The organism is Leucobacter chromiireducens, from assembly GCF_003917135.1.
GTDB lineage: Bacteria > Actinomycetota > Actinomycetes > Actinomycetales > Microbacteriaceae > Leucobacter > Leucobacter chromiireducens_A.
The window spans coordinates 1-12,457 of sequence record NZ_RPDI01000009.1; the positions used below are offsets into that span (position 1 = coordinate 1).

At 65.7% G+C, this 12,457-nt stretch carries 6 protein-coding genes; 5 read left to right on the forward strand and 1 reads right to left on the reverse strand.

The genetic code is table 11. The features are described 5' to 3' along the window. Positions 1-332 precede the first annotated feature (332 nt). The 4 genes from mobF to EGM46_RS06030 all read left to right on the forward strand — a co-directional run bounded on the left by mobF (position 333) and on the right by EGM46_RS06030 (position 11,493). Entirely contained in the window at positions 333-3,893 is a 3,561-nt protein-coding gene (gene mobF, locus EGM46_RS06015; protein ID WP_125099259.1) for a MobF family relaxase, read from the forward strand. Between the two features lie 150 nt (positions 3,894-4,043). Next, on the forward strand, positions 4,044-4,448 hold the full coding sequence (locus tag EGM46_RS06020) for a hypothetical protein (RefSeq protein ID WP_241156211.1): 405 nt from the start codon (positions 4,044-4,046) through the stop codon (positions 4,446-4,448). A gap of 1,199 nt (positions 4,449-5,647) precedes the next feature. Beyond that, on the forward strand, positions 5,648-8,815 hold the full coding sequence (locus tag EGM46_RS06025) for a DUF5979 domain-containing protein (RefSeq protein WP_125099260.1): 3,168 nt from the start codon (positions 5,648-5,650) through the stop codon (positions 8,813-8,815). Positions 8,816-9,093: 278 nt separating this feature from the next. Further along, on the forward strand, positions 9,094-11,493 hold the full coding sequence (locus EGM46_RS06030; protein ID WP_164512821.1) for a LuxR C-terminal-related transcriptional regulator: 2,400 nt from the start codon (positions 9,094-9,096) through the stop codon (positions 11,491-11,493). Between the two features lie 14 nt (positions 11,494-11,507). Here EGM46_RS06030 and EGM46_RS06035 read toward each other — a convergent pair whose 3' ends face one another. Then, positions 11,508-11,969: a hypothetical protein gene (locus EGM46_RS06035; RefSeq protein ID WP_125099262.1), complete on the reverse strand. Its 462-nt coding sequence runs from the start codon at positions 11,967-11,969 to the stop codon at positions 11,508-11,510. Between the two features lie 226 nt (positions 11,970-12,195). On the opposite strand from EGM46_RS06035, the gene EGM46_RS06040 reads away from it, so the two are divergent. Further along, on the forward strand, positions 12,196-12,441 hold the full coding sequence (locus EGM46_RS06040) for a hypothetical protein (protein ID WP_125099263.1): 246 nt from the start codon (positions 12,196-12,198) through the stop codon (positions 12,439-12,441). Positions 12,442-12,457 lie beyond the last annotated feature (16 nt).

A 12,457-nucleotide genomic window follows, 5' to 3' on the forward strand; every position in this document is an offset into this window, starting at 1 on the left:
TACACCACTTTACGGGGCACCACTGTCAACACGTCACTCTCACCGCTTGGCGTGACTGAACTCATCAGGAACAGTCTCACCCGGATCGAGCCGGCGCTCAGATCGATACTGCGTGATCATCTAGAAGGGATCACGCAGTCAGTATTGACACCTAGCTCGACCTTCCCGCTTCAAACTTCCATCCTGAGGGCGCCTCACCCCACCCGCATCCAGCACCGCTTTCGCCCCGCGCATGCCTGCGGGAAGTGCTGACAGCATTGGTTTCTCCGGCCCTCCTGAATAAGCGCAGGCTAGGAGACGGTAGGACCCAGCTTCAGGCGCACCTTCCGTGCATGACGGTTTCGATGCGCGTGATGAGTGCCGGTGACGGCTACAAGTACCTCCTGGGCTCGATCGTCGCGGGCGACGGAGACCGGAGCCTGTCGACGCCGCTCACTCGCTACTATGCCGAAGCAGGGAACCCTCCCGGCCGGTGGCTCGGCTCCGGCCTCACCCAACTCGGCGAAGGCCGCATCACTCCCGGCGATGAAGTATCGGAGCAGCAGCTCCAGCTCCTCATCGGGATGGGCTGCGACCCGGTGACAGGCGACCCGCTCGGCCGCGCCTACCCGGTGTACAAGACCCCGGCCGAGCACATCACCGAGCGCGTCGAAGCCCTCGACCCGAACCTTGGCCCGGCCTCGCGCGCGGAAGCGGTCGCCGAGATCGAAGCCGAAGAACACGGACGCGGCACCCGGAAGGCCGTCGCCGGATACGACTACACCTTCTCGCTGCCGAAGTCGGCGTCGGCGCTGTGGGCAGTCGCCGACGCCGGCACCCAAGCACTCATCGCCGAAGCCCACCACGCGGCGATCGCCGAAGTGATTGACTTCATGGAACGAGAAGTCGCCGCGACCCGCGTTGGCATGACCGGCGCGGACGGTGGCGCGGTCGCGCAGGGCGACACTTTCGGGCTCGCCGCGACCGCCTACGACCACTACGACTCCCGCAGCTCCGACCCGCACCTGCACACGCACGTCGTCGTGTCGAACAAGGTGAAGACCACGCTGGACGGGCGGTGGCGGTCACTCGATGGGCGGCCGATGCACGCCGCGACCGTTGCGCTTTCCGAACTGCACGAGGCGACCATCGCCGACCACCTCACCCGGCTGCTCGGCGTGGAATGGGAAGCGCGGGATCGAGGCCGCGACCGCAACCCCGCCTGGGCGATCAGGACAGTGCCGGAAGAACTCGTGCTCGAGTTCTCCACCCGCGCCCGCCAGATCGACGCCGAGAAAGACCGCCTCATCGCCGAATACGTTCAGAAGCACGGCCGGCAACCTTCGGCGGCGGCGATCATCAAGCTCCGCGCCCAAGCCACCTTGTCCACCCGGCCCGAGAAGCAAGTGCGATCCCTCGCCGACCTCACCACCGAATGGCGCAAGCGCGCCACAGCGCGGCTGGGGCGGGATTCGTCGGACTGGGTGCGAGGGGCGATCCCGGCAGCACCCGTGCGAGTGCTGCGTGCCGACGACCTTCCCTTGGACGGGATCGAGAAGATCGGCCGCGAGGTCATGAATGCGGTGGGTGAGAAGCGGTCGACCTGGCACCGCTGGAACCTGACCGCCGAGGCGGCACGGCAGACGATGGAGTACCGCTTCGCGACGACACGGGATCGGGAGGCCGTCACCGGCATGGTCGTCGATGCCGCCGAGCGCGCCTCGCTGCGACTGACGCCACCGGAGCTGGCGTCGACGCCGGTGCGGTTTCAGCGGCCGGATGGGTCGAGCGCGTTCCGCCCACGCCACGGCACCTTGTATTCCTCCGAGGCGTTGCTCGATGCGGAGAAGCGGCTCCTCGAACGCTCCCGCACCATGACCAGCCCCGAGCTCCCGCTCACCCTCATCGAGAAGGTCACGAGGCGGCCGGATCGGGAGGGGCGGATGCTCGGCCCCGACCAGGCCGATGCGCTCACCCGGATCGCGGTCTCCTGCCGGCAGCTTGATCTCCTCGTCGGCCCCGCAGGCACCGGGAAGACGACCGCGATGCTCGCGCTCCGCACCGCATGGGAACAGCAGCACGGCGCGGGCTCGGTGGTCGGGCTGGCCCCGTCGGCGGTCGCGGCGGAAGTGCTCGCCGGGGATCTCGGGATCAAGACCGAGAACACCGCGAGATGGTGGACGCTGCACCTCATGACCGGCCGAACCTTCCAGGCGGGTCAGCTCGTGATCGTGGACGAGGCGAGCCTCGCCGGCACCCTCGCCCTCGACCGCATCACCGGGGCCGCCGCGAAAGCCGGAGCGAAGATTCTCCTCGTCGGCGACTACGGGCAGCTCCAATCCCCGGCCGCGGCCGGCGCGTTCGGGCTCCTCGCCGGCGACCGCACGGACACCCCCGAACTCTCCACGATCCACCGCTTCACGAACGAGTGGGAGAAGCGAGCATCGCTCAGGCTCCGCCTCGGGGAACACAACGTGATCGATGTCTACGAGGACGCCGACCGGATCATCGGCGGCACCACCGACGACATGACCGCACGAGCCTACGAGGCATGGCGCGCAGACCGAGAAGCCGGGATCGCCTCGATCCTCGTCTCCGACTCCGGCGAAGCCGTTGCCGCGCTGAACCTGCGCGCCCGCACCGAGCTCATCCTCGCCGATGTCGTCAACCCGCTCCGAGGCGAAGTCACCCTGGAAGGCGGCGCCACGGCCGCTGTCGGTGACACGGTGATCACGCGGAAGAACGAGCGGAAGCTGCGCACCCGCTTCTCCTGGGTGCAGAACGGGAACCGGTGGACGATCACGAAGATACGCCGCGACGGCTCAGTGATCGTGCGCCCCGCCGGCCCAGGCCGTGGCGAGTCGATCGTGCTCCCCGCCGACTACGTCGCCCAGCACCTCGACCTCGGCTACGCCGTCACCGCATACCGGGCGCAGGGCGTGACGGTGGACACCTCGCATGTGCTGGTCGACCCCTCGATGACCCGCGAGAACCTGTACGTCGCCTTGACCCGCGGCAAGGACGCCAACCTCGCCTACGTCGCGACCGACACCCCGGATGACGCGCACGCGCACCCGCACGAGGCCGAAGACATGAAAGAGGCAGCCCGTCGTGTGCTCTACGGGGTGCTGCATCACTCCGGGGCCGAGCTCTCCGTACACGAGACGATCCAGGCGGAGCAGGAACGGTGGGAGTCGATCCTGCAGCTCGCCGCCGAGTACGAGACGATCGCCACCGAAGCCCAGCACGACCGCTGGGCCACCCTCATCCACGAATCCGGCCTCACCGATATGCAGGCAGAATCCGCGCTCGCGTCGGAAGCGTTCGGGGCACTCGCCGCCGAGCTGCGCCGGGCCGAGGCGAACCATCACGACGTCGACCAGCTCATGCCCCGCCTGGTAGCCACGCGCGGCTTCGAGAACGCCGACGACATCGCCTCCGTGCTGCACTGGCGCGTCGCAAACGCCACCACCCAGCCCGCGAGCGCGGGGCGTACCCGACGGGCACCGAAACTCATCGCCGGCCTCATCCCCGTCGCGGCCGGGATCACCGACCCCGACATGAAGCAGGCGCTCGCAGAGCGGCACCAGCTCATCGAGAACCGAGCCGCCACCCTCGCCGAACAAGCCCTCACCGATGATGTTGCGTGGACTCGTGCTCTCGGTGCTCGCCCCGGCGAACCGCGCAAGCAGGAAGCCTGGAATCGGTATGCCCGAACGGTCGCCGCCTACCGTGACCGCTACGCGATCACCAGCAGCAACGCTCTCGGGCCGGAGCCTGACGGGGTCGCGCAGAAGATCGACCATGCCCGCGCTGCACAGGCAATCCAGCGCGCCCGTGTACTCGCGGCTGAACATCCTCGGCCGCAGGCGGGCGGGCGAACGTCCGCGAGGGAACGAGGACGCACTCTCTGATGTGAGGGTTCCCGTTCGCACCGCTTCGACGTACAGTGGAAGCAGAGCGGTCACCCCTGTGATCAACATTTCCGCCTTCCGGGCAGGCCTTCGGGCAACTTCTCTTAGCACCGCTTCTGAATAGCTCTGCGCTAACGAGAGGAACCCATCATGTTCAGCGGCATCATCGCGGGAGTGATCAACGCTTTCGGCTTCCTGGCCCGGTACCTGCCCAGCCTCCGGCTCATCATTCGGATCATCCACCGCCGCGACAGCCACAAGTGGGGCGTGCTCGCAATGCTCCTCGCGGCTCCCTACTTCTTCGTTGCGAACATCTTCAAGGAACTCATCGAGGGCGGCGGCGAACCGTGGCTCAGCATTCCGATGCTCTGGTGCCTCGTCATGGGCCTCGTCTTCCTGGCGATGGGACCGGCCAGCCTGATCATCCTCGCGAAAGCGCGGATACGGGAGGCCGCAGCCCGGCGGAGCGCACGGCGTCGCGCGAAGGCGGAAATGGAGAATGATGAGGGCGCCGATATGGCACCCTCATCCCCGCACAATGGGGTGGCGTTCTGACTCCGGGTTCTGGCTTGAAGCGGACGTTCTGCTGACTGGGTGGAAAACACCGAGCGGAGGTCTGCGACTCCGACCGCAGTTCCGTTGCGTCTCTGATGAGCAGGTTCAGATTTCGGGTCCGCCAGGGCAGAGCTCGCTGAGGATGCTCACGACCACGTTCAGCAGCGCGCTGGTTTCCGCGGGCGTCACGGTCGGGTGGCTTGGGACGACCGTCAGGAAGCGCGACCGGGCTGTGCCCGGTGGCAGTCGGCCCGCATTGACGAGACGAGGCAGCGCGGTGCCAAGATCATCTGACTGCGCGAGAGCACCGCGGCCCGTGAGCATGTGGGCGATTGCGGATCAGGCCACCAGCACCCCCGCGAGATCCGAGCCTGCACGATGACACGAGCACGCCTTCTTGACCTTCGCATCGATCTCCGGCGGGGTCTTCTTCGGGGCGTGGGGAACGACCGGCGTCTTCTTCTTTCGAGGCGGCTAGGATGGTGGCACCGGCATGGGCTGGAACTCCATCTTCGCCAGCAGAGCTGCCATACCTGCCGAGGGGCGTGAGCCAGGCCCGCCACTGCTTCCCGTACCCGCGATCGAGCTGGATCAGGCCTCGTCCAGCCAGTGACGCCGCCGTCTGCTTGTAGCGTTCGACGGGTTCCTCGCCAGCGACGCAGCCAGCGGCAAACCATTCCAGAACCGCGTCCTGGCGATCGTTCATCGCAGGCCTCACACCAAGACTGCGCAGCGACTGTGAGAAAGATGCGCATCTCGACCGCTCAAACCTAAGTGCGTAATCGGACAGCCCGAGCGTGCAGCGGAGCTTTCCGCACGCAAGAAGTCTCGGCAACCATTCCTGTAAGTGTGACCCGGGAGCCACGCCGGAAAAGTATGAAACCAGGTATGAAACTCACCGAGTGCAGTTCAACCTTCACCTGAACTCCTGCTTTCGTAGAAGTTGGAACTGGAAGTTTCCTCAGAAGCGTCCGGAATGTTGCGACGACTCCCCGCTCTGCGGCGTAGCCGACGACATCCGTTGCCTGGCGGTATGCAGTACGCATCCAGGCGGACACGCGCAGGTAGGTTGAGGCGGCTTCCGATGCACGACATTGATTTGAAAACGGGGGAGCTTTGACTGTGCACACTACGGCGCGCAAATGCCATCACACGACGTTCGAGGACACGCAGCAGCGTGCCGCAGAAGAGGGCGCAGCATGAACGCATCAGCCATCGCCGTTGAGCACCCTTCTCGCCTGAAACTGGTCCTCGGCCTTCTCCTCTCGCTGATGGTCGTCCTCGGCCTCGCCGTCAACGCACCCGCGCCTGCGAACGCCGCGACGGCCATGAGCATCGACAACGTGTACTTCGAGAATGACTCGTTCCCCGACGGGTCCCGTCAGGCGCTGCACATCAACTGGAGCCTTCCGGACAACGCCTCGGCTCCCGCGACCCTGGTGCTCGACCTTCCGGAAGAGATCAGGGGCTACGCCGACTCCTTCACGATGGTCGGCCCGAACGGGGAGGCCGCCGGCACCTGCACCGTGACCGCTGCGCAGGTAGTCTGCGAAGTAGATGACGCGTTCATCCAGGCCAACCCCTACAGCGTCTCCGGTGAGTTCTGGTTCGACGTGTCGACCCAGCTGAAGAACAAGGAAGACACCACCCACACCTTCGACTTCGGCGAGTTCAGCCAGACGGTCGACGTCGAAGCGAACCCGAACTGGTGCACCGACAACTGCGAGTACACGGGGCAGACCCACAGCAAGTGGGGTACCTACAACAATGCTGACGACACGATCATCTGGACTGTCAGGCTCCCCGCCCCGCAAGACGGCATCGAGCCGGGCAAGCAGATCACCGTCACCGATCAGCTCGACACGTCGAAGTACGAGATCGTGGTCGCAGACGGCTACCCGCGCGTGCGGGAGGGCGGCAGCTACTCCTACAACGAGTGGGGCAGGCAGACCGTCAACGTCATCACAAAGCCCGCCAGCGAGGTCACCTGGAACGGCGATCACACGACCGTGTCCTTCGAGTCGGCCCCCGGCTGGGCAGGCGACCCCGACCTTGCAGAAGGCGAGGTCGGCACCACCGGCTCCTTCTACACCGTGCAGTGGAAGGTGAAGGCGCTCGACGGCGGCAAAGCAGGCAAGTACACCAACACCGCCTCCTACACGATCGAGGGCGAGGACGAGGCCTCCACGAGCGGTTCCGCGACCCGCTACTCAGGCGGCGCAACGGTAGTCGGGCAGAACTTCGGCAAGTTCCAGGTCACCAAGGAGCTCATGGGCGATACAGTCCTCAACCCGACCTTCACCGTGAACTACGTCGCCTACGACGACACCGTAGACCCGAACACACCGATCGATCAGGGCAGCTTCCAGATCAAGAGCGGCCAGTCGTACATCAGCGGCGAATACTTCAAAGGCACCCGCATCGTGCTCACCGAAGTGCAGCCCACCGACCCGCAGAACGTCACCTGGGAAACTCCGGTCTTTGTCGACGCCGACGGCAACCCCATCACCGAGCTGACGTTCTCAGCCGACAACGACAACCTCGGGAAGATCACCGAGATCCGCCTCGTGAACGAGGCGAACCTCATCAAGAGCCCGATCACGGCACGCAAGGTCGTCGAAAACCCGGACGGGGTGACCACCGGCGTCGATTCGTTCCGCATCGGCTACTCCCGCGAGAACGCCATCGAGAAGGGCATCCAGAACCTCACCGGCGGCCAGTTCATCCTCCCCGCCGACGGCACGGAAATATCGCTCGACCTGCCCGCAGATGTCCGGTACAGCTTCTTCGAGTGGTTCACCCCGGCACCCGCCGGCACGACCTGGGCCGACCCCGTCTACACGGTGAACGGTGTGACATACACCGAGAACGAGCTCGTGAACCTGCCACTCGACGGCTCGATCGACCTCACCGTCACGAACACGATCACGCAGAACGTTGGCGGTTTTGCCGTCACGAAGAGCGTGTCGGGCGAAGGCGAGTCGCTCGTGCCTGCGGGCACCGAGTTCACGGTGAACTACTCCTACACCGCCGTCAACGGCTTCGACGCCGGAAGCGGCACCGTCACGGTCCGCGCAGGCGAGACGTCGCCGACCATCGAGGGCATCCCGGAGGGCGCCGTCGTCACGCTCGACGAGGTCACCCCGGTCAACCCGGCCGGCGGCACCTGGGGCGAACCGCAGTTCGACGTCGCCGAGTTCACGGTCGTGAAGGATCAGGTCGTGCAGATCTCGCTCGACAACCCCATCACGTGGAACAACGGCAACTTCTCGATCGTGAAGTCCGTGACGGGTGACGGCGCCGGCCTCGTCGGCGACGATGTCGCCTTCGAGATCGATTACAGCTACGTGCTGCCCGAGGATCTCGGCATCACGCCGGGCACCGGAACTGGCACCCTCACCGTGCTGAACGATAGCACCGCCGTGACGAGCGCCAGCCTGCCCTATGGCACCGAGGTGACGCTGTCAGAGGCGACTCCGCCGGCGATCGCGGGCGGCACCTGGACGGCAGCCGAGTTCGACCATTCGACCTTCACCATCGGGGATCAGACGACCTTCGCGGTCGCGCTGACCAACACGATCGAGCGTGATCTCGGCTCGTTCAGCATCGAAAAGAGCGTTACCGGGTCCGGCGCGCACCTCGTCCCCGGCGGCACGGTCTTCACCGTCGACTACTCCTACCCGGAGGGGCCCGGATTCGACGCAGGTTCCGGCTCGGTCGAGGTCACCACCGGTGAGCCCGCAGTGGTGACCGGCATCCCCGCCGGCGCGGTCGTGACGCTCACCGAGGCCACCCCCGCAAGTGTCGAGGGCGGCACCTGGCAGCCCGCGCAGTTCACGGACGGCAACGTCATCACGATCGTGAAGGACGAGACCACCCAGGTGGGGCTTGAGAACGCCATCGATCTGAATACCGGCGCGTTCAGCGTCGCGAAGAAGATCGACGGCACCGGCAAGGGACTGGTCGGTGACGACGCGACGTTCACCGTACAGTACGCCTACCCTGCCGCGAACGGCTACGACGCCGGCTCAGGCGAGCTCGTCGTGGCCGCCGACGGCACCGCTGTCTCGAGTGCCCCGATCCCGTACGGCGCCGAAGTGACCCTGTCCGAAGACGCTCCGGGCGTCGTGCAGGGCGGCAAATGGACGGGCGCGACGTTCAGCACTGACACCCTCACCATCGGCGACGGAACGGTCGCCGAGGTCGTGCTCACCAACACGATCGCGAAGAACGCTGCGACGGGCGGCCTGCCAGCCACCGGCGCCGGTGCGGACAACCTGCTGGCGCCTGCGGCACTCCTGCTGCTCGCAGCCGGCGGCACGCTCCTCGCAATCGTCCGCCGACGGAAGCAGAACGCGACGGCGTAAGCAGCCACCTCTGAGCGCCCCGTCGGACATGTTCGGACGGGGCGCTCGTCATTCAAAGGTACGGAGCGAAGGCGCTGCCGCAGTCGGCGCCCCATCCGTTGCGCGCTGGAGTGGCCGGGAAACTTACCTGATGCGACGACCATGCGCTCACTAGAATGAACAGCATGGGGGGCTCGGCTCAAGGACGCGCACCCGTCGGACGCGCTCCGAGACTCGCCCCCGGTTATCTGCGTCGAGACCGCCTTATCACCCAGCTCGATGCTGCTCTCGGATCGAGCGTGATCCTGGTGCATGCTCCGGCAGGCGGCGGCAAGACGAACTTCGTGGCCGACTGGGTGAATCTGCGAGCGGACGATCGCACGACGGCATGGACTCGGGTCGAACGCGACACGACGACCGCCGGACTCCTCTGGGCCACTGCAGGAAGAGCCCTCGGCGTGATCGATGGCACCGTGCCGGGCAGCGCGAGCGAGCTGGCCGCCGCACTCAATGCCGACGGTTCGGACATCTCGCTGGTGATCGATGACTTCCAGTACGCCACCCCAGATGTGCAGCGCGAAGTGATGAAGTTCGCAGGCATGCTGCATACCGGGCGAATCGTGCTGCTGACACGCAGCCTCGATCCGCACCTGCTGTCTCTGCTCCGCGTGCAGCTGCACATCTCGATGTTCACCGCACAAGACCTGGCCTATACGGAGTCGGAGATCGCGAGCCTCATCACCAGCCGCGATACTTCTGCCGATGCGATGCAGCAGAGAGACGCTGCGACGCTCCTTCACCTCACCGGCGGCATCCCGATCCTCGTCCGCCTGCTTCTCGACATGGGCACCGAGCCCCCGCCGCAGGGCTGGGGTAGAGCGATCGACGCATGGGTTTCGGAGCTGGTCGTCGATGAGTATCGGGACGCCGCACTGCGGCTCTCGCTCGTTCCAGCGGCCGACGGAGCGCTTACCCAGCACCTGACGGGGCACGAGCCGCCACAACGACTACTTGAAATGCTCGCGCGCGACGGCCTCGGCCATGTGGACCGGCACGGATACTTCGAGTTCCACGAAGTCATCCGGTCAGCGCTGCAACGTCAGGCCCGCAACGTGCTCCCTGACGCCACTATTCGTGAGTTGCGCACGGCTGCGACCAGGTATCTCAGTAACGACGTGAATCAGGTAGGGCGCACGCTCGCGCTCCTCACCGAATCGGGCCGGAGCGGCGAACTCTGGCCGTTGTTCGCGGCCACGTTCGCCGACATCGTGCCCGAAGGCGCCGGAGCCTCGTTGTCTTCCATGCTGCCGAGCACCTTGAGCACCGACGCGACCGTCGCTGCCATCACCGCCGTCATCCAGAGCGCGCGGGAACCCATTCCGTCGATCGCGCTACTCCGCATGGTCGATGAGGCTCTCGCCGACCTGGAGAGCCAGCCCCCGCCCAGCGACCCCGAGTCAGCGGTATACCGCGAGCTCGCTATCCTCGCCCTGCTCAGATCCGCGAAACGCCACGTCGCTGGCGCTACACGAGTGCACCGACTCGTCGAACTCGTCGGTGCGCTCGACCCGCACTCCACCACCGGCGTGTGGGACGCCGCCTATTGGGGGCTGCTCTATTCGACGGTCACACTGGCTCTTGCCGGAAACCTGGTACGGGCGGAGGAGATCCTGCCAGCACTCGGTGCCGATCAGGACCAACGGCGCATCACTCGTGGCATCGCGCAGCGAGCATTCATCTACGCCAATCGTGGTGAGATCGGGCCCGCAGCCGTGCTGCTGGATCAGGTCGGCGACGAGCTCTCAGGCTTCACACCCTGGGAGGGCAGGCTAGCGATCACCCGGGCAGCGGTGCAACTCGAAGAGGGAGACGCGAGGCAGGCTCAAGCCACCCTGCGTGCCATCGAACCCAAGCTCCACGAAGTGCTCGAGTGGCCCTATGCACTGATCGTGCTCTCCCGCACGCACATCGCCCTCGACCCCACCGCCGGCATTGAGGACCTGGACCGTCTCATGCGCATCCACGGGAGACAGCCAACATCGCCCGCAGTGCTTGATCTGCTGAAGTCGGCGCTGGGAGACCTCGCACTAGCCGCAGGCGATGTGCAGCGCGCGATCCGAACGGTCGGAAACCCGGCTGAGGCCGACATCGCCAGGCGCCTCACCGCCGCACGCATCGGACTCATCACCCGCAACCCCGACAACGTCACAGACCTGCAGAAGCTGACCCAGCAAGAAGACGTCTGGCCGCGACTGCGTGCGCAGGCATTCTTGCTGCTCGCCGTTCACCTCCATCGCCAAGGAGACGCGCAACACGCCGGACTCGCACTCAAGCGGGCACTCACGATCACATCGGGACAGAAGATCCGCCTGATCCACTCCCTCACCCCATACTCGGAACTCCAGGCAATCGCGTCGGTGGCCGGCATCGAACTACCGGCCAACGTCAACAGCACGAACCCCCTCGAGCTCCCGCTCACCGAGGTCGCCCTGACCGAACGCGAATCGAACCTGCTCCGCCGACTCGCCTCACCCGACCGGCTCCGAGACATCGCGGAGCAAGAATACGTCACCTTGCACACCATCAAGTCCCAGGCCTCGAGCATCTACCGCAAACTCGGCGTGAAATCCCGTCGGGCAGCCATCAACGAGGCCCACCAACGCGGGCTCCTCGACGGGCGAGAAAACCGCGAAATATAGCAACGAAGCCATACTTAGGCGGTCTTGCCAAACCCGACCCCTGAACGGCCCCAGTAGTCCGGTGGCATGACGTTGCGCGCAAATGCGATACTTCTAGCGGGCATCCCGTTGCTTGTCATGAGCCAGATCGGTTTTGCGCTCCTTGCACTTGATAAACCGGCCTTCGCCTTCATGATCAGGCGGCGATTGATGAACTCCGCATCCGACAGCGAATCGCTCACCTCGGCAGGCTCTGGCCCGGTCTCGATCAGCGGTTCCAGCACCGTGCCCGCGGGCGGATAGGAACGGTGCTCGATCCAGTACCGGCCCGGTGGCGTGAGACAGGCCCGCCACTGCTTCTCGTACCCGCGATCGAGCTGGATCAGGCCTCGCCCAGCCGGTGACGCCGCCGTCTGCTTGTAGCGTTCGACGGGTTCTTCGCCAGCGAGGCGGCCAGCGGCAATCCATTCCAGGACCGCGTCCTGGGGATCGTTCATCGCTGACCTCACACCACGATTCTCCCGCCAGCACCAGCTATTGGCCAGGACGCAAGCGAACACGGCTCCTGTAGCAGACCCGTCTATTGGATGCGCTACAGCTTTCCTCAGCGGTGAGGGCCGCCCGGTTCTGAGCCTGGATCTGCCGCTCCAGCCACACACTGCGCCCCGCCGGTAGGATCACGCAGAGGATCAGCCAACGCGAGAGGCGAGAGGGAAGGGGCAGATGAAGAAGCGGATCATCGATCGGGCTGCGATCAAGCGTGCCACCCAACGCTCCACGTGCGACTCAGCAGCCCTGGAAGATCGCGTCGTGCCTCCGGGATTCGAGCGTTCCGATCAGGCGGAAAAGTATCTGGCCGAGTGCCGCGAACGCGCCAGCAATCATGCGAGTTCAGTCAGGCCCGCACCGCAGCTCCTCCGCCGGCTGTACCCAGGTTCCGGAGCAGTCAGCTTCGCCAATCTGGACTGATGCAATCAATCCAGAG

Excerpts from the sequence above, each read along its gene's own strand:
- mobF (WP_125099259.1), top strand. The coding sequence starts at position 333 with ATGACGGTTTCGATGCGCGTGATGAGTGCCGGTGACGGCTACAAGTAC.
- EGM46_RS06020 (WP_241156211.1), top strand. The coding sequence starts at position 4,044 with ATGTTCAGCGGCATCATCGCGGGAGTGATCAACGCTTTCGGCTTCCTG.
- EGM46_RS06025 (WP_125099260.1), top strand. The coding sequence starts at position 5,648 with ATGAACGCATCAGCCATCGCCGTTGAGCACCCTTCTCGCCTGAAACTG.
- EGM46_RS06035 (WP_125099262.1), bottom strand. The coding sequence starts at position 11,969 with ATGAACGATCCCCAGGACGCGGTCCTGGAATGGATTGCCGCTGGCCGC.
- EGM46_RS06040 (WP_125099263.1), top strand. The coding sequence starts at position 12,196 with ATGAAGAAGCGGATCATCGATCGGGCTGCGATCAAGCGTGCCACCCAA.